We start from the raw sequence: 27,000 nt of genomic DNA on the forward strand, positions 1-27,000 counted from the left end.
TGTTCAGTTGGCGGGGACGAGTTTGGACAGTCGCGACTGACCGGGCGGCGCGGAGGTCAGGCCGACTTCAAGTTTCAGTCGATCAAACAGACTGAATCCATCCTGCTGCCACGTCATGACCTCGGCCACCACGGAACTGAGCGTTGGTGTTTTCAGATGGAGATTCAGCGATTCCAGGACGCTTGTAAGAATGCTGCGGCGACGGGCTCCCTTCGATGTTTTGCTCGTTCGACCTGTGCGACGGTCCATGGCCGCGCCGCGAAGACTGCGTTCCGCTTCGTTGTTCGTTGCTGGCGCGGCCGGGCTTGTCACAAAACAAAACAACTCCTCTTCCGTCATCAGCCGAATCAGTTCTGAGACCAGGTTGTCAAAATCCTTGCCGAAGTCGGCCGCCCGAACATCGGAATCCTCGGCGCAGTAACGCACCAGCAGAGCCGCCAGCGTGTTATCAAGTTCATCGACCTTCGCCGCACGACCGGCATCGCCAAGACGACCATCGGCGGCGTGGCGTTTGGCCGCGTAGAAAATTTCCAGCAGGCCGTCGAGCAGTCGCTGGTACTCTTCGTTGTCCGGCTTCAGCAGCGTCAGACGGATGGCCTTCCGCAGCAGGTGAGCCCAGCATTTCTGTGCGTGACTGAAACCTCGGTACACGGCCGCATCGTCCGAAACAAGCACGCCTCCAAACAATTCTTTCGACAGGATCTGAGCCAGTGTGTCGCCGTCTTTGCGGCATCCGAAGATCAGCACGCGCGCCTTCTCCGACAAAAAAGCCCACACGCTGTTGATACTCCAACTGGTTTCGTCTGCATGCACAATCGCACTGAACGCCATCAGGTCACACAGAGATTCGAATTCCTGTTCCCAACGCCGTGCCAGTTGATTCAACAGAGCGTCCGCCTGGGATTTGCCGAGCGGCAGATTCCAGAAGAATTCAATCAATGCACACGTCTTGTCGATCGACAGTCCCGTGATGGTCACAATGCGAGCCAGCGCGATATGAACTTCAATGCCGAATTCGGACCGCGGCCACACGCCCGGAATTTCGGATTTCTCGCCGTTGGGGCCGTGATAGATTTCATAGACGACCTGCACGGCTTGGCCGTTGATCACTCTCCAGACGAAACGTTCCCGAACGAAACGGCACTCTGCGACGTTGTAACCTTCCGGCAGAATGAGTTCGCGTCGTTCGGCGTTGTCCGCTTTCTGCTCGGTTGTGCGACGACCGCGACGCGCCGAGGATTGTTTTTTGCGACCTTTTCGGCGGCCCGTTTCAGCGCGGCGTCTCTCTTCCGCCGTCACCGAAAACGCCTCGTCGAGTCGCTCTGTGGGGTTCTTACCTTCGAGCTCTTCAATCCGATCACGCAGCCGCCGGTTCTCGTCCCGCAGCTCCGCAACCTCACGCTGCAGGCTAAGCACAAGCTGCTTCACTTCCACAGCGATGATCTGACTGACATCCGTGTCCATCCACCTGTCGTATCAAAATCTAACCGACAGAAAAAGACCAGTCTCCAAGCTGAAATGGACAGCTACGTTTCACCATGATGGTATTCCGTGTTCATTTCGTTTACCGGCATCCATTCCATAAGCAATGAATCACCAAGGACCCGAAAAAGTTGGTCCATCCGGGATTATTGTGGGTAGAGGTCGAGTCCTCCGCAGTAGAAGAGGATGGCGGTTTTGAAGTTGTCGCGGTTTCGGTATCCGCCGACTCTTCGTTTGATGGCCATGATTTTGCTGTTCATTCCTTCGGCGACGGCGTTTGTGATTCCGTGAGTGCAGTAGCTCACCACATTGGCTAAGCGTTCTTTGATCGTGCGAGCGACTTTCTTCATTGGCTCCAGCTTTGTGTGGATGACTCGCTTGTACCAGTCATTGAAGAACGTCGTGGCCTCTGCCGGAGTGTCATGAACCCAGAGGTCTCGCAGCATCTCCTTGTAGGCCCACGCTTTGCCCGTGAGTAACTCTGCCTTCCATGCGGCATCAAAGCGTTCCTGCTGTTTTTCGCTGAGATTCTCCTGGCCTGAAAGCCACAGATACCGAGTTCCCGTCAATCGATCATCGCCTTCGGCGCGAAGCTTCTTCTGCTCCGACCGACGGACCTTGTCGACGGCTTCGGTTGCCAGCTTCATGATGTGAAAGCGGTCGTGCACAATCTTCTGTTCGGCCAATGCAATGTTGCCTTTGGTGCTCTTGACGTATGCGGCACTCATGTCCATCGCAACCGCCTCCACAGACTGCTTTTCACTGTCGGAAAGCTGATCGAAACAGGCATCAGCGGCTGCCGTGTCATGACCATCGGAAATCGCTTCGACAGTGCTCTTGTCCAAGTCATAGATCAGCGTGACGTAGTTGTGTCGTTTTCGAAAGGCTTTCTCGTCGATGCCGATTCGAGGGAGGTTCTTCGATTGTTTGCGATCCTTCCCGCGAGCCACCGCCTTCTGCAGAATGTGCCACGATTCATCCCATGAGATCCCCAGAATGCTGCACGCCCCTTTCACGGTTTGTGTGGCCAGAAGAACGTCGATGGCGAAGCGTTCAAAGAACAATGAGAAGCGGCTGTTCTTTTCCGCCCAGGGAAGCCTGATCTGTTTGACGCCATGATCCGGGCACTTCACGCGAGGCGTGCGGGCATGAAGGATGGTCGCAAATTGCATCGTGTCCAGATGCCGCCATTTGCGAGACTTCGTGTGGTCATAGCACGGCAGCTGCCTGTCGCAATCCGGACAGCAAAAAGTTTCGCCCTCGCCATGTTCGACGAAAACGTCGACCTGTTGAGCTTCCATATCCAGCTGAACGTCCGCCACAAACCACGGCCCCGTCAGTCCCAAAATCTGTTCGTAAAAGTCTGTTCCCTGCATCCCACGAAAACTAACGAATTAACGCCTCACCCACAAAGAACCCGGATGGACCAAAAAGTTCGGAAAATTCTGGCCCCATTTCCAGGTAGATTGCGCATTGGACGACACAGTCCCATGCCTGCAGCCTACCCCTCCTTCATTCCCCGTATCAAGAGAACACGATGTCTCAAACTACTGAATCTCTTCTCCATTTCCAATGTTCCAACGGCCACAAAATTCGGGCTGACGTACGGCACGAAGGCCGAAGATCCAAATGCCCCGTGTGTTCTGTTGCCGTCACTGTTGGAGGCAAACCATCGACCACGGTCGCCCCCATTACCGATTCCGGCGTCTGCCGCCTGCTTAGCGAGTTGGATGCAGATGCGGCGTATGTCGGTACTGCTCAGCCATCTTCGGTTAACTTCAGTGCACCGTCGGTTCCTGCTGAAATCGCCGCTACGCACAAGCACAACCACAAGCACTGCCCGCGTTGCACCTATCCAATGGAATCAAATCAGCGAGTCTGCCCCGACTGCAAGCTACTTCTGGAATCCAGTCGCAGCCCCTTCAAGCGGATCTATCGAGCGGCGATGAGAAGCTTGTCGCGGTAGCGAGCGATTCCTTTTTCTCGCGTCTGTCTCAATAACTCGCCACCAAAAAAAGTGGGAGCACGAATCCTTCGAGCGTGGCCTGGGTTGGACTGAGCGAAGTGAAGGAAACCCCGGGGGGGCACTCGTTCCTCGCAACGACCCATCCACACACTTCGCTCCCTATCCCACAAGGATCTATCTGGCAGGAAATCAGAACGGCACCGATGGTACGCGGTGCCGTTCGTGATATCGCGCTGCGATGGGCAGCGTCTTGCGAAATCAGGATGCCTGAGCGACGGTCTTCTGTCCGATGGCGATCGCACGAAACGTGGCTCGTTCAGCATCGTTTCGGCCGAAGAGTTCCTCCATCGATGCGGCTGCGTTCAGGTCGGCAATACTGTCCACCACGCGGTCCGGCCGGAAAGCAAACTTGCCGATGTCAGACTGTTGTGTTCCTCCGCTGAGAACAAGAATCGAACGGAAGCCCGACTGCACACCGCCAAGGATGTCCGTTTCCATCGTGTCGCCCACGACGATTGTTTCATCAGTCGCGAGTCCCATTTCTTTACGAGCCGCTCGCATCATGATTGGGCTGGGCTTGCCTACGCTGAAAGCTTTAATGCCGGCGGCAGATTCCAGCATTGCGACGATCGCTCCGCAACCTGGACGAGTTCCGTTTTGAGTCGGACAGTTGGGGTCTGGATTGGTAGCGACCAGCATGGCTCCGTTAAGAATCATTTGCAGCGCCATTTCCATCATTTCGAACGTCAGAGTGCGGCCTTCGCCGACCACGACGTAGTCCGGATCTTTTTCGACGATGGAATAGCCGTTGCGATGCAGCGCCATGTGCAGGCCACCTTCACCAATGACGTACGCTGTGCCATTTGGCTTTTGATGAGCCAGGTAGCGTGCGGTCGCCATGGCACACGTGAAGATGTGTTTTTCATCAACTTCGATTCCTAATCGCTGCAGTTTGGTCGTGACGTCGCGCCGTGTTCGCTGACTGTTATTGGTCAGAAAACGAAACGGAATTCCCAGTGCAAGCAATTGTCGTATGAACTGATCCGCGCCGGGAATCAACTCGCCACCTCGATATATCACTCCATCCATGTCAATCAAATAACCGTGCATAACTCACTCTCTGTGTGTCTTCCGTGAATGTTCGTCCAAAAGGGTCTCGCCCAAAATTCGTGGTGCCGACAACATCCAGCGTCGACACGCCAGCCCCCAACGCAATTGCCATGCCGAAGCGGATTCGCCAGCGTTTTTCCACGTCGGTGCCATATGGCCGTTCCGGCGCAGCGTGTACGAGTGGCAGTAACTGCGGCCGGTGCTGAGGAAGTGAGCAGCTTTGCCAAACGCCCATGCGGTCCCTCGAACAGGCCGCATGACGGCAAAATGAGCCCTGCTTTTGTGCAAATCCGTGCGATCGACGCGTGACGAAGGAATTCGATCTGCGGCCGGGGCGTGGCGCCGGAATTTCACGCTGCGGGCGTTAGACGCACACTACCAATCCAGTTTGGTCGTTGAAGGTCTTCGCCGGCTGAGTTCCGATACCGGCGTCAAACGAATCTAACTGAGTGACCGAATGAAGGCTGTCGCGAGCGCTCGGGTTTCTGCGGCGTTAAGCGTGGCACTGTTGTCTCGGTCGTAGCTTAGCGCTTTGCTGACAAACGCGTTGGTTAGTTTTTCCATTGACGCATTCGGCGGGATCGCATTGGCCGGCCGCCCTTGATTACCTGCCACCACAGATCTGTTGCCGCTGGCACGCGGTGGCGAAGCATGCTGACGACTTCGAAGCTCGTTAATGACGGCAGTTGCAACCTCGGTCAATTCCGTTTCGTTCAGCTCACCATCGCTGTCGGCGTCAAACCGACTCGCCGCTCGAACGAATTGATCGGCTGTTGGACGATTTCTATTTGCCCCAGCCGCGACAGCATTATTCTGTAACCTCTGCCCCCGCTGTTGCCTCATGCCTGCCATCGGGGTCATCAAATTTGAACCGCCAGCGCTGTTCGCAAAGAAATTCCCGGTGATGGCGTTGCCCTGATTTCCGCTTGATGCTGAACCACTCATCCTTGAACACATCCCGCCGCCGCCCGTGCTCGCATTGCCTCCACCGCCAAGTCCGCCTTGCCCACCGGCTCGGCCACGCGGGCCTCCGCCACCGCCCCGTTGAGCGACGGCGAAGTCAGATAGAACGCTAAACACGCAAACAATGGCAATAATTCTTGTGACGTCCTTCAACATGGCAGATCTCCCGTGGCTCAACGAACATGACTCCTGTTGAAAGAAGTAACGCGATGCCCACGAAAGATTCCGGCGTGTTCTTACACAGTAGTCTGGATTCTTCAAAAAGTGCGGAACGCGCGGAGTCATCTTTGATGCCACGCCCGTGGCGCGCGTTGGTTGAGATGATCCACAATAAAGGGTTGGCCCAAGTTCGACTGAGGCGGGCAGTAGAATCACCAGTTCATAAGATTTCTGAGATCGGTACGGTGGGTTCTATGTCGGGCGGGGTTGAATGTGTTTTCAAGCACGGGGACGTATCATTCCGTGCAGCCAATCGTCGCACTGCCAGAGCACTCGAAAATCTGAAGAATGAGCCAGCACGGAATTCCCAACGAAATCACTGACCGCCTTCGCACTGGTGACACCGCGGCGTTGGGCGAGTTGTTTGTTCTGTGCCAGGAACGGCTGCGGCAGATGATTCATTTCCGCCTGGATCGGCGCCTTGTACGCCGGGTTGATGTGGACGACGTTTTGCAGGATGCGTTTATCGATGCGGAAACGCGGTTGCAGCACTTCGCGAAGACTGATGCTGAGGCGTCGCCGTACGTCTGGTTGCGCTTGGTGGCTCTGCAGACGTTGCATGATGTGCATCGTCGGCACTTGGGAACGCAGGCTCGTGACGCGGCGCGCGAACAAAGCGTAAACGTTTCGGGCAGCACCGATCAATCCACGCGATATTCGATGGCTCAACTTCTGGTCGGACAACTGACGTCGCCCAGCCAGGCGATTCAGCGAGCCGAAGCTATTGAACAAATTCAGACCGCTCTTGAGCAGATGAATCCCATCGACCAGGAAATCCTGGCTCTCCGGAATTTTGAAGAACTCACGAACACGGAAGTGTCCGAAGTCTTGGGAATCGAAACGGGCACGGCCAGCTTACGCTATATCCGAGCATTAAAACGGCTGCAGCAGGTGATGTCGCAGCATCCTGATTCGGGAAGAACCTGGTGATGGACATTCCGGCTTCGGTCTACCGTCGGTCATCGTGCGAAGCGGAAGAACGATAGCAGTCGAGTCCCAAGGCGTTGAACCGTTTCCATCATGCGTTCCAACGAGCGACCGCGAAGACCGACGGCGCCCAGGATCAGGCTTGCCATCGCCGCGTCCGCTCCGACGCTGTGCTCGCCATCCTGACCAGCGTCAGATTGCGCGACGTGGCGCAGTTCGACGGCTGTCAGCATCGTGGTGTGAGATGATTCTTCAAACGGATTGAATCTCCCCAGCCCTGCTTTCAGACTGGTTGCCATGTTGGCCGAACGGTGGGATCCGGCGATGCCAACGGCTGCTTGAAGTTCGTCAAGGTCCGCGTTGACAAAACCACCCTCCGACTGCTGGTTGAAGAACGCCATCGCTGCATTGATGGCAGAATCATCGTCGTCGGTCGTGCTGTCCTCATTATCCCTCGACATGTCGAAGAATGGTGTGTGAAGCTTCGAAGGGCCCTCCGCATCATCGCAGTTCAGGCTGTCCTGCAACAGGCCCCCGAAACTGGAAGCAGGCGGCCCGCTGCGCGGGATTTCTACGAACCCATCGGCAAGTAGCAAAGAGGCTTCGTCGCTGTTGCTGTCATGCGATTGTTCAACAGGCGGTAACGGTTGGACGTCAGCCTCGACCGGAATCGGCTGTTCGCCAGCATCATCCGCGTTCTCAAAAGCACTGTCCGTTGCGGCGGCAGTCGCTGAATTCCAAAACGGCGGGTGACGTCGACGTAGTTGATCCATCTGCGGACCGTCGCCTGCGCGGGGCTGGTCAGCCCAAAAAGCGTCGAATGCACCCGCCGGAAATATGCCGGGATTCCAATTGCTGTCCTGCTGCGCGCCAGCCCCAAACGCAGGATTTTCCTGTGGTGGGGGAACCGCACCGTCCTGAGGTGCGAAAATGTTCGCAGTGACAAATTCCGCGACTGCAAGCGATTCCGCGACATCATTAGATACGGATGCGGACGAAGTGTTGTCAGCATCCACCGGTGACTCTTCAATGAGGCTCACTGCGTTGACGGCAGACAGCACGAGACGTGTTTCGAAGGTTTCGCAGGAGACGTGGCGACTCCGCAGCTGGTGTCGGCGCTGTGGGCGTGACATCGAGCGTTGCAGAGCTTGCAGAAAGTGGAACATTGTTTGACTCCCGATTAAAGGCTGTTGGTGAATACGCTTCGCACAATTTTGCTCAGACTTTTTTCGATGATCGGACTTTCTCCATCACGACCAAGCGGCCACCGTTCGAATGCAAAACGCGGGTCATGTAGTTTCGCATCAGGTACAGCCCGCGGCCGTGGAAGCGGCCCACTCCTTTGGGCGTTGTCGGATCGGGAACTTCGCTGGGGTTGAATCCCAGGCCTTCGTCTTCCACTTCCACCACCAGGCGGACCGGTGTGACCACGCATTGCAGCCGCACGGTTTTCTGTGCATCAAAAGAATTGCCGTGTTTCATGGCGTTTATAAGTGCTTCTTCAAGGCTAAGTCGCACTGCAAATCGATCACGATTTCCGTACCTGTGTTCGATCATCATGTCGTCGACTCGCGTCTGAACGGACACAATCCGCGTGGGATCCGTTGGCAACTTCAGGTTCAGAAAATAATCAAGCATCATCATTGTTGGTCCCCCTTTGCAGATCGTTGAGTACGGCGCTAGCTTCCGAGGCTTTGCCCTGGCGTTTTAGAACCCGAGCAAGGTTCGCACCTGCTCGGTTGAGTGTGGCACGTTGACTTTCTGACGAAGTGCTTTCGTCGAACGCGGCCTGTAGTTTTTCGACGGCGAGGCGATACGCGTTTTCGGCGGCGATGAGATCGCCATTTCCTTCGGATGCAAAACCGTAGTTGTTCCAGATCCCGCCAAGCGTCCAGACATCCTGTGGATTATTAGCAGTGATGTCACAAACCGGTTGCTGCGACTTCAATGAATTGCCAAGGGCATGGATGGCGGCCGACACGTGGCCAAGTCGAGCCAGCGATTGTCCCAGGCGATTGCTGCTCCACGCCAACTGCCGCAGCACGATCGGAGAACCGGGCGACGTCGTTAACAGCTGTTGCTGAATGTCCGCTGCGGTTGCGAAGGCTTTGGCAGCATCTGACTGTTCCTTCATGTTTGCCAGCAGGACGCCAAAACTGTCATAGCAGATGGCAAGTTCCTGTCGAAAATCCACGCGGTCTGGATGAGCGTCTGCCAATTGCTGCTGCAACCGAATGGCGTCTGCGTGTGCTGCTCGGGCTCGCTGCGGCGAAATGGTTCGATGGGCAGCGCCGAGGTTTTCGAAGGTGGCCGCGAGATAGCGTTGAGCCAACTCATCACCGGGATCGCTGTCCGTGATCGCAAACAGAATCGCCTGCGCTTCCGACAAACTCTTCAGCGCTTTCTCGGATTCATTTCGCTCGACATACATGAGTCCGACATTGTTCAGCGTTTGGCCGAGTGCTCGCCGGGAAGTTGAATCCGTGCTGTCAGCCTCAACAAGCTTTCGTAGTGAAGTCTGAGCAGCCGTATAGCGTTCCTCAGCGGCCGGGAAGTTTCCGCTTTTGGCGTACAGCAATCCGATGTTGTTATCGCACAGTGCGAGCTGCACGGCCCATTCTGAGTTGTTCGGATCGCTTGCCACAATCTGGTCGAACGCTCGCCACGCATCAACATGAGCCGCCAAAGCTTCCTCGGGCGTGCCTGCCCGTTCGGTCAGCGATGCCACCTTGTTCAGTGTCACGGCCAGATGCTCCGTGAATCCGCCGCTTTCCTGTGAGCGGTTGATGAAGCTCCGGTAATGCTGAATGACGTCGTTAAGAACTCGTCGGCGCAGATGATCGGTGCCTTCGATCAGCGATAATTCGTTGTCCAACTGCAGGCCGAAGCGATCGACCACACTTTGAGTTTCCTCAAAATTTGCCTCCGCCAGTTCACGCGCGGCTTCGGTTTTGGTCATTTCGTTGTAGACCAAAGCTGTCGTAATCAGCGAGCCCGCAAACGTCATCGCGGCGAAACCAGCGATGGCAGCGACCGTGCGACGGCGACGGCCCATCCACCGCGCGGCTCGTTCTGAAAGCTTCGGTGCCCGCGCGGTTGTTGTTTCTCCGGCGAGGAACCGTTCCAGGTCCTGAGCCATCTGCTCTGCAGTTTCGTAGCGTTGGTCCGGCGTTTTCGAGGTTGCCTTCAGGATGATGTGTTGCAGATCGCGTGGAAACTCAGGGTTCAGTTTTCGCGGCAGGACAAGGTCCTGAGACTCGATGCGATACAGGATCTCACAGGGTTCCCCTTCAAATGCCGCTCGCCCCGTTGTCAGTTCATAAAGCGTGATCCCCAGCGAATAGACGTCAGACCGCGCATCGACGAGATTCCGGTTGCCGCGAGCCTGCTCGGGACTCATGTATCGCACCGTTCCCAGCAGGTCGCCTGTGCGAGTCATCGATTCGTTGTCGCGAGTCAACGCCAGCCCAAAGTCTGTGACCCAAATGTGGCCATCTTCATCCAGCATCAGATTCGATGGCTCGACGTTGCGATGCACGACGCCGCATTCGTGCGCAGCATGGAGTGCTCGGGCCGCATCGACGCAAATCGACGCGATGAACTGCAGACGTTCGGTGGGGTCAACCGGCAGAAGATGTTGAATCGACATCGGAACGTCGTGCCGATGTTGCACCGATTCATCGCTCGTCGGTACATCGAAGCCTTCAATGACGGTGGGAGTATCAACGTCGATGAGTTCATCGTCGCTTGAAGCGGCAGTACGGTGGCTTTCAATGGTGACAACATCATCCAGCGGAGCGCCATCGATCAGCTTCATTGCCAGAAATCGGGAACCATCATGTTCGCCAACATCGTAGACGGGAACGATGTGCGGATGATCGAGCTGGGCCAGTACCTGAGCTTCGTTCTGGAATCGCAGAACGCTGATCGCCTTCAACCCGGACGCGAATGGCAGAACTTTGAGCGCGACGCGTCGGCCGAGCTTCGAATCTTTGGCTTCATAGACCACTGCCATTCCGCCACGGCCGAGTTCACTGTGGATTTCATAGTTGCCAATTTGTCGTGGAGTCTGCATGGAACTGGCGTCATCGCGTTGCTTAGCTCGGACTTGTTCGAGTGCTACGAAGGACGGCATCACTTCACGAATAAGCTCCGCAATTTTCGGAAACATGACTTCATAGTGCTGAAGCGGCCGTTCTTTGCCGGCACGAAGATCAGCCTTCACTGTATCCAGTGCTTCCTCCAGCTGCTCGCTGTTCTTAAAGGAAGTCAGCGAATCGCGGGCGGCGGCTTCGTTGTCGATTCTCATCAGCATCAGTCATGGCCTCTTGTGAAACACTCGTCTTCAACAGTGAAAACGCGGAACGATTGCCGGCGCTACTGAAAAAAGTGTGAATTGCGAAATGTTTCTCAACGCTGACTCGTGGGGTGAATCGCGGTTCCCAACTTAAAAAGAATTTTGCTTGATGTTTCCGCAGGCAGCACGTTTTAAGTGGAAGGGCATGTGTACTTCGGCCTTCGCCGAATTCACCTGGACCGTTCGGTCAGATCTCCCCCACTTCTCACATTTTTGCCTTTCACCAGTTCGGCGGTGCACCCGTTCGCCCGATTGGGCTGCGCGCTTTCTTCGCCGACAGAAGCAGGAGAGCTAATCATGCTGTTTCGAAAACCAAACCGTCGTCGCAAAATGAACAAGAAGGCATCAGGGGTTTCGGCTGTGGAGTCGGTTGAAGATCGGCTGCTGCTGTCCGCGGGTTCGCTGCTCATGCCTGACGCCCCCCCCGAAGCCCGAATTGCACCCCAGCCAGATGCAGGCTTGAATGAGGACAACAACTCTGAAGAACCCGGTCGTGAACGGCGGCGGCATCACGATCACCGAGGTCCAAACCGCGGCGCGGATCGTGTACGTCGGGACGAGGCCCCGGAAAACAACAACGGGTCCGGCGTCGGGACCGTCGAAGAAGAAAGCGAAGCTGTCGATGAGAATGTCGATGCGACGGAGACCGAAGACAACTCAACGTTGGAAACTGGTGACACCGACACTCAGAATTCAACAGACGATGCTGTCGATGAGGCGGCCGTAGAACCCGAGGCTGTTACGGTCACTGAAACAGAAATGATTATGACGTCGGTCGATGCGACGGACGTCGACAATGTCGATGCCGAAGATTCGATCGCTGCGGAAAGCGACGTTGTTCTGCAGTGGAATAATCTCTTCGGCGACTTACTGATCGCCGACAACATTAATCAGAATCCCGGCTACGCGTCGCGATCGATGGCCATGTTGAATGTGGCGATCTACGACGCTGTCTCCATCGCGGCGGGAAACCCTGACAGCATTTTCTATGATTACGACAGCGATATCCTGAACACGTCTGGAAGCGTTTCGGCCGATGTCGTCGCGTCTCAAGCGGCTCACACAGTGCTCAGTTCGCTCTACCCGAATCAGCAGGCCATGATCGACGCGTTTCTTGACAGTGTCATCGCGGAAAACCCCGACGCGGATGCCAGCATCGCTTTGGGAACTGCAATTGGCAACAGCATTGTCGCGACTCGAGCCGACGACGGTTGGGATGCGACGGACGTCTACGTGGGCACGGACGCTGTCGGATCTTTTCAGGTGGATCCGCTGAATCCCGACGTTCCGGTTTGGGGGCCTGTCTGGGGCGAACTTGAAACGTTTGCGATTTCATCCACGGATGACTTCGCTCCGCACACAACTCCACCGCTGTCCAGTGAAGATTACGCTGATTCGTACAACGAAGTTTTGGAACTTGGCTCTGTCGACAGTACCGTACGCACGGCGGACCAGACTGAGGCTGGACTTTTCTGGGCCTACGATCGCGAGGGACTGGGGACGCCGCTATCACTGTACAACGACGTGCTGATACAGATCGCCAGTCAGGAAGGCAATAGCTTTGAGCAAAACGCCGCTTTGTTCGCTCGGGCTTCGGTCGCCATGGCTGACGCCGCCATTGTGGCCTGGGACACGAAGTTCAGCGAAGAGTTCTGGCGTCCAATTACGGCCATCCATGCCGGTGACAACGACGGTAACCCGCTGACCGAAGGCGACACCGAATGGACCGCTTTGGGGGCTCCCGATGGCGATAGCGATATCGTTGGGTTCACTCCTCAGTTTCCGACTTATATTTCCGGCCATGCCACCTTTGGCGGAGCGTTGTTCGGGACGCTTCAGGATTTCTATGGAACGGATGACATTTCCTTTGAGCTGACCTCCACCGAATTGGAAATCCTGCTTGCAGATCCCGATCTGCAGGCCGCTTATGGACTGGATCTGGACGACGCGACTCGGTCTTTTGATTCGTTCAGCGAAGCGATGGCGGAAAACGGACGTAGCCGAGTTTACCTGGGTATTCACTTCGACTTCGATGACCTTGTCGGTCAGGAAGTTGGTCAGTCTGTTGCCGCTGCCGTCGCTGCTGAATTCGATGCACTTGGTGTCGCATCCCCAGTTACGGGTGCGAGTGAGTTTGCATCGATTGATGGCACAGGCAACAACATCGACAACCCGGAACTCGGCAGCACCAACACCCAGTTGCTGAGGCTGGCTGACGCAGACTACGGCGACGGTGTGTCGAGTCCCGCCGGAGAAGATCGGCCGAGTGCTCGCGAAGTCAGTAACGTGATCGCTGCCGCAGAAACATCCGAAACGAACGATCGATACCTGACAGATATTTTCTGGGTGTGGGGCCAGTTCATCGATCACGACATCGATCTGACCGGAACCGCGTTGGATGATGAGGGGAATCCAGAGCAATCGATTCCGATTGAAGTGCCAGCCGGAGATGTGTTCTTCGACCCTACTGCGACTGGTGAGGCCGTGATCGACTTCAGCCGCTCTGCTTATGTTGAAGGGGATGACGGCGTTCGCGAGCAGGTGAATCAGATTACCGCGTTTATTGACGGCTCAGTGATCTACGGTTCTGATGAAGAGCGGGCTGCCGAGCTGCGAACATTCGAAGGCGGACTGCTGAAGACCAGCGAAGGCGATCTACTGCCCTACAACGAAGCAGGACTCGACAACGCGGGTGGCCCTTTTGATTCGCTGTTTTTGGCCGGTGACGTTAGAGCCAACGAAAACGTCGCTCTCACCGCCATGCAGACGATCTGGGTGCGCGAACACAATCGCATTGCCACAGAGTTGGCCGCCGAGAACCCGGATCTGACCGACGAAGAACTGTACCAACAGGCACGGCAGATCGTCAGCGCTGAGTTGCAGGCGATTACCTTTAATGAATTCCTGCCAGCACTGTTCGGAACCGACGCCATCAGCAACTACGCAGGCTACGATTCCACGGTCGATCCAAGTATCGCGAATGAATTTTCAACAGCAGCATATCGTTTTGGGCACACGCTGTTGTCTTCTGAATTGCTGCGGCTTGACGAAAACGGCGACGTGGCCGACGAAGGCAATCTTGCCCTGTTGAACGCGTTCTTCAATCCAGGCGAACTGGAAGAAAACGGAATTGATTCGCTTCTGCGTGGAGCAACAGTAAACGTCGCTCAGGAACTGGACAACGAAGTCGTGGATGACATTCGCAACTTCCTGTTCGGTGCACCGGGATCGGGCGGATTCGACCTGGCGTCGCTAAATATCCAACGCGGCCGCGACCACGGCTTGGCCGACTACAATTCCACCCGAGTTGCGTTGGGGCTGGATGCTGTGGAAAGCTTTTCTGACATCTCGTCCGACCCGGAAGTCGCTGCGAAGCTGGAAGACCTGTACGGCACGGTCGACAACATCGACCTGTGGGTGGGCGGTCTTGCCGAAGATCATTTGCCGGGATCCAGCATGGGGGAAACATTCTCGATGATCATCATTGATCAGTTCGAACGGCTCCGCGATGGCGATCGATTCTGGTACGAGAACGTGTTCTCAGGCGACGAGCTGGCCGAAATCGATGGTACGACTCTGGCTGATGTGATCGAACGCAACACGAATATCACCGGCCTGCAGGACACCGTGTTTTTTGCCCCGACTGTGGCCCGTCTGGACCTCGCCGAAATAGGGTCTGACGACGTCACGATTCAAGCTGTCGATGGCAACCTTGAAGTCGTTGATAATCAATCCCAGACAGTGGTCAGTAGTCAGTCACTGGCCGATATGGAACGCATCATGGTGGTGGGCTTGAACGGTCAGGCCGACCGGATTGTGGTCGAAGGTCTGACTGCGGCCGACTTGCCTGGTGGGATCTCGATCGAAAGTGGCGACGATGCAGGTGACACGCTTGTTGTTGGCGGCACGGCGAATACCGATCACATTGCCATCAGCAGCGAACTCATTGACGTCAACGGGCTGGCCATGGAAATGACGGGGGCCTGGCGAGTTGTCATAGTGGCCACCGACAGTGTAGGCAACGTGCACGTCTCGGATGATGTGAACTTCCGAGTGGATATCGTCGATGGCACTGGCGACGACCATGACGACCATTCGCGGGAAGACCATCGGCCGGATGATCGTCGTGAGAGGGAAATCGCGAAACGCGAGAAGTTTGGCCGTGCCGTTCGTGTGCCGTCGGCCCGTGAAGAGTGTGAATCGGCTCAGCCCCCCGAAACTCCAAAGCGGATTGCACAACGCGCTCAGCGGCGATCAGTGCCGACTGCTGCTGCCGAAGAGAATTCTGTGCAATCGATGAGTGCCCTCGATCCGTTTTTCGCCGCTGGTAACCTCGACGATCTATCGGGCAATGCTGAACAACGACGCAGGTAGTCAGCCCTGATTCGTTTCGTTCCGTTGCCAGGTAGGGCATCGGTCCGGAATCACCACGAAGACAATAAGGGGACAGAAGACAATAAAAAGCAATAAGAAAACGTTCTACGTTTCTTGATAAGTACAATGTCCTCTCTTCTGCTTCATGGCCCACCTCGCGTCCCCAGATAAATGTGCGTTGACCCCACTTGCCAACAGGTTGCCCCTGTGTGGTTTGATGGTTAGCATTGGAGCATGCCAAACCTTGCCATTACGATCAGCCCGAACCAGGCTGTTGCCGCTTCAGATGAAAACGACACTTCAACGCCGCACGATGCACCGTGGCTGGCCGAGTGGTCCGTTGACGGAAGTTCCGTCGGTCAAGCAATCGAACTGCAGGCGGATGCGGTCAAGTCGGTCCGAGACTTCGCGAAGCAGTTCGAACGTGTCTTTGGCCGCACGACGGCCGATGGTTTTGGCGTCCGTCCATTATTTCCCAACGGGGTTCTCAACGACCTGGGAAATCGACTGCTGGACATTGCCGGGGGCGATCTGCGAGACCAGTTGAACGCACACTTGGACGAGTCAGTAGACGCGGACCGCCGATTGGTCATTCGTTCTGAACAGTCCGAAGCTTTGAATCTGCCGTGGGAACTGCTTCCTTTGGGCAACGGCGGTACAGCAGTTGGCTGCGACAAACGCTGGGCCGTTTATCGGACTCCGATCGGCGAATCTGCTGTTCCGGAACCGTCACCAGCGGGGCCACTGCGAATTTTATTCATGGCCGCATCGCCAATTGATCAAAAGCCGCTGGACTACGAAAAAGAAGAAGACACCATTCTGACCGCCGTAACCACGCTGGAGGGAGCTCGCATCTTTGTCGGCGAAATGGGCAGTCTGGAAGAACTCAAGTCACTGATTAAGCAGGTTAAACCGCAGATCGTGCATCTGTCGGGGCACGGCAAACTTCAGGACAACGGTATAGGCACGTTTTGTTTCGAAGGCGAACGAGGCGAAACCGATCCCAGGTCGGCGGCTGATCTGGTGCCGATTCTGAAACAAAGCGGCGTGCAGTGCGTCTTTCTGAATGCCTGCGAGACCGCTCAGGCAGACGTCGCAGGTTTCTGCCAGTCGCTGGTGAAAGCGGGATTGCCACTGGCCGTTGGCTGGGCGGCTCCGGTGGCTGACGATCTGGCGACAGTGTTTGCCGAAACCTTTTATCGAGAAATCCTAGGCGGCGAAGCCATTCCGGCGGCAATGGCGTTGGCTCGGTTGAAGATCGAACGCGAAGGTCGCCGATCTGCCACCGCACAAGAACCGGAATCTCAGGATGCCACCTTCGTGCTGCCGCAGTTGTATTGTGCCACACCCGGTGAAAATCCCCCCATTGATCGGCTGTTTGATGCCAGCCTGCCAGAAAAAGACTATCGCGGCCCCGAAACACGTTACGAAACACTGCCCAACGGCGTGATCGGACTGCGACATGGATTCATCGGCCGTCGACGCGAACAGCAGACGTTGATTCCGCCACTTCGAGACGGAAACATCACCGTGGTGCTGCTGACGGGCATTGGCGGCCAGGGCAAAAGCACGCTGTGTACTCGAGTGGCCAATCGATTGGAATCCACCGGCTTCCACATCGTGTCTGTCAAGTTCGAACGGCAAAAGGCTCGTGGGGTTGAAGAAACAGCGGCCGACTGTGGTGCTCGCGTGGTGCAGACACTGTTGAACGATCTGCGTCTGGCATTCCTTGCGGGCGGTGCCTTATCCAAAGACAAGGCGACCGAGATTTTTAACGATCCCGATCTGGACGACGGCACCAAACTGCAGATGGCGGTTGTGTGGCTGAATGATCGCCAGTGTGATTCAAAACTGCTGATCGTGCTGGACAACCTGGAAGACGTGCTGGACTTCGACACCCTGCAGATTGTCGATCCGGCTTTGGCGGCTTTTTACCAAAAACTCACGTCTGGTTTGCGGCGAGGTTCGCGAGCGTTCATCACATCACGATACATTCCCGATGACACACCACGGAATGATCAGAGTGTTCGCATCACCGAAGGACTGGGTGATTTTGAAGAGCATCAGATTCTGAAATTCTTCAACCGAGATGCCACGGTTGCGAAACGCATTCGCAATGGCGAATTGCCCATGAGTCTGGTGCGGAAGGCGGCTCCTTTGGTCAGCGGGACGCCTCGGTTTCTGGATGTGGTCCGCGGACTCCTGAAAAAGTTCACCGCTGCAGAACTGAATGTCGAGCTGGAATCCCTGGCCGCAGGTTTCGCTCAACATCCGGACCATGCACCCGGCCAATTAGAAGCGGAACGCGACAAATATTTGACCGACATTCTGGGGCCAACACTGTTCGACCGCATGTCCGACGGTGCTCGCACACTGCTGTGTCGACTATCAGTAAGCCAACTGCCATTGCCACTGGACGGACTGGAATTGCTGCTGGGTGATCAATCGGCAGCATTGGACGATGCGATTTCCCTGGCGGAAGACTATGGGCTGCTAACTCAGTTGCCGGACGCTGACGGGCCCACGCTGTACCACACACCCTCCCTGTGGCACGGTTGGCTGACACACCCCGACCGTCTTTCTGCCACAGACACCACTGCTGTCCACCTTTCACTGGCCGAATTTTGGCAGGACGCCTACAAACGAGACCGCGAACCCGAGCTGCGAGTGTCCATAACCGCAGAACTGGAATCGTGCCGCCACCACGCAGCCGCGGCTGATGCGGTGGAGTTGTGCCGCTGGTCGAGTCTGCATCTCTCACGGCAGCACTATCGCGTGTCAAGCTTTAAAGAAGCCCGCCGCATCATGCTGCAGGTCCGCGAATTCATCGAAACCCGCGGTTTGCCGAAAACCGAGTTCAACGCAGAATGCCTTCATCATCTCGCCAACGTTGAGGAATCGCTGTCCAACTGGAAGGAAGCCCGGCAGTTGTACGAAGATGCACTGGCGTGCGAATTCAGTGATTCAGGAGCGGACCAGAAAGAACATGCATCCGTGTTGGCAAACCTCGCCTGTGTGGAGATGAATGAAGGAGAGTACTCGGGCGCGCGGAAGAAATATGCCCGAGCCCAAGGGATTTTGCAGCAAATCGGAGACCGCGCCGGCGAGGCCGGGACGTGGCATCAATTGGCGAGCATCGACCTCAACGAAGGCGATTACGCGGGTGCCCGCGAGAAGTTTGGTAGATCACTCGACATCAGGCAGCAAATCGGAGACCGCTCCGGCGAGGCCGCGACGTGGCATGGGTTGGCGTCCATCGACGTGAACGAAGGCGATTACGCGGGTGCCCGCGAGAACTTTGGTAGATCACTCGAAATTAATCAGCAAATCGGAAACCGCGTTGGCGAGGCCGGAACGTGGCATCAGTTGGCGAGCATCGACCTCAACGAAGGTGATTACGCGGGTGCCCGCGAGAAGTTTGGCCGATCACTCGAAATCGAGCAGCAAATCGGAAACCGCGCCGGCGAGGCCGCGACGTGGCATGGGTTGGCGACCATCGACCTTCGCGAAGACGATTACGCGGGTGCCCGGGAGAAGTTTGGCCGATCACTCGAAATCGAGCAGCAAATCGGAGACCGCTCCGGCGAGGCCGGAACGTGGCATCAGTTGGCGACCATCGACCTGAAAGAAGGCGATTACGCGAGTGCCCGCGAGAAGTGTGTCCGATCACTTGAAATCGAGCAGCAAATCGGAAACCGCGCTGGCGAGGCTGCGACGATCTATCAGATCGGTGCAACTGCCTGGGGGCGTGAGAAGCATCGGACAGCCGTGCTGCTAATGAGCATTGCCTATCAAATTCTGGCAGCGATCGGATCTGCCTATGCAAAACCTGTCATGAAAAATTTGTCGTTTGCCTCTCAACAACTGCGGCTCGATCAAGCAGGCTTCGATCAACTCATGCTGGAAGCCGCCGCTGAATTTAAACGTGATCGCTGCAAATCACTGATTGACGATGTGTTTTCTTGAGGGGCGCTGACGGCAGAATCTCTTTCGCAGAATACCCAAGCCTGTTGGAATTGTGGTGATCCACGCTCTACCGGCAAACGTTGTTGACAGCCCGACTTCACCTGCGAACAATGAGGATGTTGTTTTCTTCTGCCGTGAGGAGTTGCTTATGTCTCATCCATGTCTTCTGGACCCGATCCTGTCTGTCGTCGATCACCATCTTGACGACCTGCGAAAATGGAACCTAGGCGGACTCCAACGCGAACTTAACACACTGCAAACAACACTCACCGAACGCCCCCCAAAACAACAAACGGCTGCTTGGCTGGACACGCTGGCCAGTCGCGATCACTCCCTGGTCGATTTCCTGCTGTCGCCTCAGATTACGTATGTCCCCGAGGTGGCTGAGGAGGTTCGGAAGATTCTTAGCACAAGTCCGACCGCCGAGGTCGACCGCGGGCCGTCGTTTGGACAGGTTGCGGCGGACGTGGAACTGGATGGGCAGGTCGTTAATTCGACCGTTCCCAGACTCCGCCAACGCATTCAGGCACTGACCGCCGCACTCGTACCGGAAACGCCGGACGAATCTAAGGTTGCCGAGACACTGCAATCCATCAACAAGCCGACAACTCAGGTCTGATGCCGACCAACGCTCAACTGACAACGTCGCACGTAACCTTCGTAAACCCCACTCGTTACGTGTGGTTCTACTTCAAAGTTCCCAATCTACGAGACACCGGACCAACGCTGGCGGAACTGCAGCAGCAATTCGACACCGTGCTGAAGGTTTATCAGGAAAAGTGCAACACGGGGACAAACAAAACGGTCACCCTGCAGCCGGGCACGTCGTTCGACAGCCATCGCCTGCTGCACATGCCTCGCAAACGACGGGGCAAGCTAAATATCGAGCTTGAAATTCGTCATCTGCTGGACGTGTTTGTTCTGGCGATTAATGTGGAAGCTCCCGGCGAATTTTCCGTGAGTAATCTGCCAGACTTCACCGATTTACAGTTCGGTCAACATGGCGTTTCAAACTATTTGGGTTCATTCACTGTTGTGCAGGCGGAAACAAAGGGAAGCTACGGCTGTCTAATGACCGTCGCTCAAGTGTTGCACAACCACTATCTGCGGCAGTTCGGAGAACCACTTCCTGCCATCGACACAGGGCACGCCATGTTTCTGCCGGGACCACTGGCCAATGGAATGCAAGCCGCCACGCTGGGAGCTGCCTTTGTCTACCCGGTGCAAACGGATGCAGATCGCGTTCAGCACCAGGATGGTTCGACGTTAAGCTCGCCGGAAGAGCAGCTTCTGATGCACTTGCCGCTGATCGGTTTGTGTCACCTGAAAGCCGTCAATTCCAGTAAACGCCTGAAAGAAGACCTGTCACCATCGGTACAAGCTCACGACTTTGAACTACAGCATCTGCTGGCCGGAGAACTTCCCACAGCCACAACAGAATTTTCCGCCGAAAAGAAACGCATTGAACGCATCAACCGACGGCTGAAGGCACGAAAACTTACGCAGCTGCGACTGGAAGAATTGCGAACCGTCAGTGACAAACTGACGGACGGGCGGTCATCATTGACTGAAAAGACAGAAGAAACCCGACGGGAAGTTCACACGATTTCGATCAACCGAAGGAACCTGATTGCGGCGACAAAAACGTGGCCGCAGGGTGCTGATGACATTGTGGAATTGCTTTATGATCGCATCGCGAACAGCCCCGTCGCTCAGGCAGAAAGTGATCAGGACTACGCTGCATCCACGCTAAAACGAGCCGACGTATTTTTCGAAAGCATCGAAGCGTCCGCTCGCTGCCACGAAGTGCAGGAAACTCGCTGGGTCACGCACGTGATGGTGATTCTGGGAGCCTTCGCTGCCGCCGATCTGGTTCCCTCATTGGTCGGCAGTGACGCATTTAATCAGTTGTCATGGGGCATGCGACTGCTGATTGAATTTGCCGTGTTCGCAGCGACGGTACTGGCCGCGATTGCATTACTCACGTTCAGACGGTCCAAATCAAAGTAGGCACCGGACGCAAGTCTGAAACGGACGTTCTGCTTTATCGCAGGACGAATCTAAGACATAAGAAAGTAACAGTTTAGTTCGTCGGTGTTGATTTATACGATTGATTTTGGCGGGTCTGAAATTTGATTCTTCTGTGGAGCTGAAGGCAGGTGTGACAGAAGAGCGTGATTGTTCTGGGAACAGAAGGCCGTCGTGATGGGGCGGCCGAGTTGGACTGTTCAGCGCGCCACGCTAAGGAACTTCCGACTTCTTCGTCGCGAGCGTTAATGGCAAGTGAAGCGGGCTCTGATAAGTACGCAGATGCGTCAATGCTGACGCGGCGAATAACGTTTCAGCGCCGCTGAAGACAATAAGGGGACAAAGACAATAAGAGGCCATTCTACTTTATTGATAAGTACAATGTCCGCTTTTCTGCTCCGCGGCTAAGAAGGCCAGCAGGCTTCCCGCAGGGACGCTGTTCACTGCCGTTACTCTTGTCTGAACTCAAATACACTCCCTCAAACGCAAACAATACTACGCACCGCGCCCAACTTCGAAAGGAGGGCGGCCCTGCCCAACGGTCCACGGCGCCGTGGGCGGCGCGGTCGATAGATTCAGCCGCCGAAATGTTGATAATCGCCGTCACGTTGGAAGAACCACCCATCGGCCGGCTCAACTTGTCCAAAGCTTCGGCAACCTTTGTTGTGTTGAACGTTGTGGAGGCAATCGTGACCGCTGGCCAAACCATTTCCCACCTGAAACAACCCCATGAAACGTACCGCTGCGCTGACCGCTTTGTTTCTCGCTATGACAGCCGGGATCTCGCAAGCTGAAGATAAAAAGGAAACGCCTGAGCAGGCCGCCGTTCGCATTGCGAAGATGGAGAAGGTTGCCGACCACGCGCTTGTGCCGCCGGTGGTGAATACTTCGCCGCTGCCGGAGTACGACTACGATAAGCTCGATTATGGCATGACCATCGGCATCGAACGCACGCCGGGCGGGAGGCTGTGGTCCTGTTGGGTTGCGGGCGGTGACAGCCCGGACGCATTCTTCATCCTCGCTTCCAGCGACGACGACGGTGAAACGTGGTCGAGCCCTCGCGCGGTGCTCAATTCTCATGCGCAGGGGCTCGGCGCAAAACGGAGCATCCTTGTTGGCAATCTCTGGACCGATCCCCAAGGTCGGCTGTGGCTGATCTTTGATCAATCGATGGATATGTACGATGGCCGCGCCGGCGTGTGGGCGACCGTTTGCGCGAACCCCGACGCTGATGCGCCGGTGTGGTCCGAACCACGCCGCATCTGGCACGGCGTGACGTTGAACAAACCGACTGTCCTCTCCACTGGCGAATGGATGCTGCCGATCTCGCTTGACCAACGCCCTGGCTTTCGAGAGTTCCGTGGCTGCTTCCGCGAACTCGACCCGCTGCGCGGCGCGAACGTCTTCGTTTCGAATGATGAGGGGGCGACATGGGCACGGCGTGGCGTCAGGACGTTTCCTGATCCTGATTGGCATGAGCACATGATCGTGGAACGCGACGACAATTCGCTCTGGATGCTGGCTCGCACGCGCAAGGGCATCATGGAATCGGAATCGACCGACGCAGGTCGCACGTGGTCGGAGCCAGTTGCTTCGAAGATTAATCATCCGGTCGCACGGTTCCACATTCGACGTCTGGCTTCGAACCGCCTTCTGCTCGTGAAGCACGGAGCCAGAATCGACACGCACGAAGGGCGCAGTCTTCTTACGGCGTGGCTCAGTGACGACGATGGCAAAACCTGGCGCGGCAGCTTAATGCTCGATGAGCGGACTGGTGTGTCATACCCCGATGGCTTTCAGGCTCCTGATGGCACGATCTACATTTCATGGGACCGAAACCGCGCGACGGACGGCGAAATCCTGATGGCTCGTTTCACCGAAGATGACGTCCTCGCCAAAGAATTCAACGGGCCGAAGTCGAAGACGAAAATGCTCATCAGCCGTCCACTCGCGCGTGAAGTGGCAAAGCTTCCTGCGTTCAGTGGCCCGACACCCGAAGTGAGCCGCGAGATCGACATGCCGCTTGTCGATCTTTCACAGGACAAAGATCGCCACTCCGTTGTCGCTGCGGGCACGACGTCGGTTTATCAGGGTCACTGCGACACGGTTCTGTTGCTGGACGGCAAAACGATGTTCACCGCCTGGTGTCTCGGCCACGCACAATGGATTGGCCCGATCGCAAAAAGTACAGACGCGGGACTCACCTGGAGCAAGCCGCTGAATGTGCCGGCGAACTGGAAGGAAACCTCAAACACGCCCGCGTTACATCGCCTTATCGGGCCAGACGGCACCGCGCGACTCTTCTGTTTTGCAGATGGTCTTGATTGGAGCCGTCAGGGGAAACCGCCCTACCCGATGCATCAATCGTATTCCGAAGACGGTGGCGAAACCTGGACCCCCATGGTGCCGAACGGCGTTGAGGGAGAAGTTCCTCCGAAGCCGATCCTTAGTTTTGATGACGGCAAGCGGCACGTGATGTGGAGCGATCTTCCGGGCTACGTCGTCCAAAGCGATTCGATCGACGGTGGTCTGACCTGGAGTCCCAGTCGTCGCATCCTCCGCGTTCCGCAACGATGGAGTCAGCCGTGCGTGATCTGTTCGGCCGATGGCAAAACGCACCTGATGCTGCTTCGAGAAAACAGCCGCAAACACCAGTCGATGTTCTCCGTCAGCCGCGACGGTGCGAAGACCTGGACCGCACCGAAGGAGCTGCCTGCCGCACTCACGGGCGATCGCCATGTTGCCAAATTTGCTCCCGACGGACGTTTGGTGATCGCGTTTCGCGACGTGGCCACCAGCAGTGCAACATACGGCCACTATGTTGGTTGGGTCGGGCGTTTCGAAGATATACTCAAAGGCAAACCGGGCGACTACCGCGTCAAACTTTTCCACAACACGATCCGTAAAGAATCTGACAAGCCCGGTCAGGGCAACGCCGATTGCGGCTACTCCGACCTCGAAGTACTGCCAGACGGTACCATCATCGCGACAACGTACCTGAAATACGCCGATGGTCCTGAAAAGCATTCCGTCATGAACACGCGTTTCACGCTGGCGGAAACGGATGCGTTGGCGGAACAAGTCGCGTTTACCAGCCTGTTCGATGGCAGGAGCTTTTCTGGTTGGGAGCACGCTGGCAACTGGAGCATCGAAGACGGTGCCTTTGCCCGCAAACAGGCAGGCGGACCACTCACGTACACCGACGCTCTTGTGCCGGACGACTTTGAACTGCGTTTTGAATGGAAAGTGTCGAAGGGGTGCAACTCCGGCGTCTACTATCGCCCGGCCCAGTACGAGTACCAGATTCTCGACAACGTCCACAGTCCCTACGGCAAAAACGCTCGCCAATCAGCCGGTTCGCTTTTCTTCTGCATGGCACCGTCCAAAGACGCGACCAGACCGTTGGGCGAATGGAACAGCGGCCGGGTGAAATGCAAAGGCTCGGTCATCGAACATTGGGTCAACGGTGAGCGGGTGTTGTCCTTCGACTACACAGATCCGAAGTGGGCGAAGCAGGTCGAACTGCTGAAGATTCGCGGTGCGGATTTGACGGCACGCGGTGGACGGTTGTGGCTTCAGGACCACGGACAGGATGTCTGGTTCCGCAACCTACGCTGGCGTGAGATCCCTCATGACGAGCAACTTACGGCCGATCCGGATTTCATTCCGATGCCAGTCACAGGAGAAGCACTGAAGCAGGAACAGGACCGCGTAAAACGCATGCTGGAAGCGCAGGAAAAGAAGTAACAAAGCTGCGCGGCAGCCTGCGAACGTGGACGCGTCGCGACCTCCCGGTCAATCTGCGTAGCGTACCTGACTCCAGTCTTTGGCCAGTTCGCACAGCTGCTGGTTCACGCTGGCGTATTCACTGCATGCTACGACTCCGGGAAAACGCAGCATGTCGGCTCGATCGTCCATCCATAGTTCTCTGTAGTGGACAGGCTTGCCGTTGTGAGCCCAAACAGCGTCACCGCCCAGCAACCGAGCGATGTGCATCGACACGGGAAAGTCGTAGATGTTGGGCGAATGAATTAGGGAGCCGGCGTATTCGCCAGTGGCCATCAGCGGATAAATACTGCCCGCCATTTCGCTCGACGTACGACCCATGAGACCAAGCTCGTCGACCATGCGAGCGCATTCGGCATCGCGTTCCTGAAAGCCGATCAGGTAGATTCCTTTTGCGTCGGCGTTGCGTGCGTTTCTCAGGTCGGGAAGGTCGTCCAGCACCTGTCGTGCCGTGCGAGTTGTGTCATCTTCGCCGCAACGAAGGCGGTCCGGACCCACTTCGACCCATGTTCCGGATTCGCCCATTTCCGGAGCGAACACCAACGAATAGTAAGGCGTTTCATCGTCGTGCAGATGAGCGATAATTGAGTAGCCGTTGCCGGAACGGTCGCGGTACTGCTTGGTGCCGTCGATGGGATCCAACGCGATCGATAGCTTCGCGTCTTTGGAAAACAGATCCATGTCGCCCGTGGATTCTTCGCCTTCAATGCGGCAGGATTTCAGAATCGGGTCTGCGTCTCGCAGTGCCGCGACCAGAAACTCCTGCACGGATAAGTCGGCCAGCGTCAAAGCATCCGTGTTGGAATTCCCGGAAGACTTCCCTTCGACAGCGATGTTGAATTGGCGAAGTCGTTTCGCCACCGCACCACTCCATCGCATCACGGGCGGCAGAGCTTCTGCCAAAGCGGCGATGATTGGCTTAAGATTCTCATGCATATCAATTTCCCTGAAGTTCTATCCACGTCAAGAGGCGATCCGGCACGTTGACGCCGCAGGTCTTTTGCAGCGTTCGCCAACCGGGGACCGCGTTGACTTCGATTACGACGGCTTCTCCCGCGGCGTTATACATCAGGTCCACGCCGGAAAAAACGCAGCCAGTCACGCCGGCGGCCGCCAGAGCAAGATTCATTTCGTCTGGTGTCGGTTGATGTGGCACTGCTGTGCCGTGCTGAGCCGCGTTCGCGCGAAAATCTCCGCTGGCTGGCGTTCGCTTCATTGACGCGACCAGCTCGCCGTCCAGCAGAAGTATTCGAATGTCTTCCAGAGGGCCCGTTAAAAACTGTTGTTGATAGATCGTGGCGTTTAGTCGTTCCAGAGTTCGGAAAACTCGCAACGCCATTTCCGGATGGTTCACTCGCAAAATGCCACGGCCTTCGGCTCCGAAAAGTGGCTTGACGACGACATCGCCGCCAAGTCGTTCAAACGCCTCTATTGCCGCATCGCTGTTCTCGCAGACGATCGTGTCAGGGACGGGCAGCCCTGCGAATGCCAGCTTTTGAGTCGTCAGGTATTTGTCGACCGCGCATTCGATGGCTTTGGGCGAATTGACGACAAGCCCGCCGCTGTCCGCGATTCCAGCCAGAAAATCCATCCGCGATACAACCTGCTCAAGCGACCCAGGCGGCATCGTACGGACCAGCAACGCGTCCAGACCGTGCAGATCTACGCCGTCAATCTCCAGGCCGACTACGCCGTCTCGGACTGATGCCGTCAGGTTCGGAAACTGCAATTCGAAGGCTTCATGACCGCGTTGATTGATGTTGAAACAAAGCTGATTGACGTACCAACTTCCCGCATTGCCCAGCACACCGATTCGCATTGG

General features: G+C 56.2%; 16 protein-coding genes. 7 read left to right on the forward strand and 9 right to left on the reverse strand.

Features of this window, described 5'->3' with window-relative positions; all coding sequences use genetic code 11:
• Positions 1 to 3: 3 nt before the first annotated feature.
• Both Fuma_RS01750 and Fuma_RS01755 read right to left on the reverse strand, forming a co-directional pair.
• Entirely contained in the window at positions 4 to 1,464 is a 1,461-nt protein-coding gene (locus tag Fuma_RS01750) for an IS66 family transposase (RefSeq protein ID WP_077022387.1), read from the reverse strand.
• 164 nt (positions 1,465 to 1,628) lie between these two features.
• Complete coding sequence (locus tag Fuma_RS01755) at positions 1,629 to 2,858, reverse strand: ISL3 family transposase (protein WP_077022615.1); 1,230 nt, start codon at positions 2,856 to 2,858, stop codon at positions 1,629 to 1,631.
• 161 nt (positions 2,859 to 3,019) lie between these two features.
• Between Fuma_RS01755 and Fuma_RS01760 the strand changes: the two genes are divergently transcribed.
• Entirely contained in the window at positions 3,020 to 3,448 is a 429-nt protein-coding gene (locus tag Fuma_RS01760; protein ID WP_145943910.1) for a hypothetical protein, read from the forward strand.
• Between the two features lie 258 nt (positions 3,449 to 3,706).
• Here Fuma_RS01760 and Fuma_RS01765 read toward each other — a convergent pair whose 3' ends face one another.
• Both Fuma_RS01765 and Fuma_RS01775 read right to left on the reverse strand, forming a co-directional pair.
• Positions 3,707 to 4,558, reverse strand: coding sequence for an HAD-IIA family hydrolase (locus tag Fuma_RS01765; protein WP_077022617.1), 852 nt, complete (start codon positions 4,556 to 4,558; stop codon positions 3,707 to 3,709).
• 441 nt (positions 4,559 to 4,999) lie between these two features.
• Positions 5,000 to 5,677: a hypothetical protein gene (locus Fuma_RS01775; protein ID WP_077022619.1), complete on the reverse strand. Its 678-nt coding sequence runs from the start codon at positions 5,675 to 5,677 to the stop codon at positions 5,000 to 5,002.
• A 351-nt stretch (positions 5,678 to 6,028) separates the two neighbouring features.
• Here Fuma_RS01775 and Fuma_RS01780 point away from each other — a divergent pair, with 351 nt between their 5' ends.
• Positions 6,029 to 6,670, forward strand: coding sequence for a sigma-70 family RNA polymerase sigma factor (locus Fuma_RS01780; protein ID WP_077022620.1), 642 nt, complete (start codon positions 6,029 to 6,031; stop codon positions 6,668 to 6,670).
• 29 nt (positions 6,671 to 6,699) lie between these two features.
• On the opposite strand, the gene Fuma_RS01785 is transcribed toward Fuma_RS01780, so the two are convergent.
• From Fuma_RS01785 to Fuma_RS01795, 3 genes are all read right to left on the reverse strand, one after another.
• Entirely contained in the window at positions 6,700 to 7,728 is a 1,029-nt protein-coding gene (locus Fuma_RS01785; RefSeq protein WP_145943912.1) for a hypothetical protein, read from the reverse strand.
• Between the two features lie 157 nt (positions 7,729 to 7,885).
• On the reverse strand, positions 7,886 to 8,311 hold the full coding sequence (locus Fuma_RS01790; protein ID WP_083731726.1) for an ATP-binding protein: 426 nt from the start codon (positions 8,309 to 8,311) through the stop codon (positions 7,886 to 7,888).
• Complete coding sequence (locus tag Fuma_RS01795) at positions 8,298 to 10,982, reverse strand: serine/threonine-protein kinase (protein ID WP_077022623.1); 2,685 nt, start codon at positions 10,980 to 10,982, stop codon at positions 8,298 to 8,300. Before Fuma_RS01795 ends, Fuma_RS01790 begins: the two co-directional genes overlap by 14 nt.
• A 339-nt stretch (positions 10,983 to 11,321) precedes the next feature.
• Here Fuma_RS01795 and Fuma_RS36105 point away from each other — a divergent pair, with 339 nt between their 5' ends.
• The 5 genes from Fuma_RS36105 (at position 11,322) to Fuma_RS35115 (ending at position 25,139) form a co-directional block, all read left to right on the forward strand.
• Positions 11,322 to 15,398, forward strand: coding sequence for a peroxidase family protein (locus Fuma_RS36105; RefSeq protein ID WP_083732523.1), 4,077 nt, complete (start codon positions 11,322 to 11,324; stop codon positions 15,396 to 15,398).
• Between the two features lie 234 nt (positions 15,399 to 15,632).
• Positions 15,633 to 19,364 (forward strand): tetratricopeptide repeat protein, encoded by a 3,732-nt coding sequence (locus Fuma_RS01810; RefSeq protein ID WP_077022624.1) that lies wholly within the window; start codon positions 15,633 to 15,635, stop codon positions 19,362 to 19,364.
• Between the two features lie 148 nt (positions 19,365 to 19,512).
• Positions 19,513 to 19,983, forward strand: a complete 471-nt coding sequence (locus Fuma_RS01815; protein WP_145943913.1) for a hypothetical protein — start codon at positions 19,513 to 19,515, stop codon at positions 19,981 to 19,983.
• Positions 19,983 to 21,374, forward strand: coding sequence for a hypothetical protein (locus Fuma_RS01820; RefSeq protein WP_077022626.1), 1,392 nt, complete (start codon positions 19,983 to 19,985; stop codon positions 21,372 to 21,374). Before Fuma_RS01815 ends, Fuma_RS01820 begins: the two co-directional genes overlap by 1 nt.
• Before the next feature lie 747 nt (positions 21,375 to 22,121).
• Positions 22,122 to 25,139: an exo-alpha-sialidase gene (locus Fuma_RS35115; protein WP_158520826.1), complete on the forward strand. Its 3,018-nt coding sequence runs from the start codon at positions 22,122 to 22,124 to the stop codon at positions 25,137 to 25,139.
• 48 nt (positions 25,140 to 25,187) lie between these two features.
• On the opposite strand, the gene Fuma_RS01840 is transcribed toward Fuma_RS35115, so the two are convergent.
• A complete protein-coding gene (locus tag Fuma_RS01840) occupies positions 25,188 to 26,114 on the reverse strand; it encodes an inositol monophosphatase family protein (RefSeq protein WP_077022627.1) in 927 nt (308 codons plus the stop codon).
• 1 nt (position 26,115) lies between these two features.
• Positions 26,116 to 26,997, reverse strand: a complete 882-nt coding sequence (locus tag Fuma_RS01845) for an ATP-grasp domain-containing protein (protein WP_077022628.1) — start codon at positions 26,995 to 26,997, stop codon at positions 26,116 to 26,118.
• Positions 26,998 to 27,000: the final 3 nt, after the last annotated feature.

Source organism: Fuerstiella marisgermanici (assembly GCF_001983935.1).
GTDB classification, from domain to species: domain Bacteria; phylum Planctomycetota; class Planctomycetia; order Planctomycetales; family Planctomycetaceae; genus Fuerstiella; species Fuerstiella marisgermanici.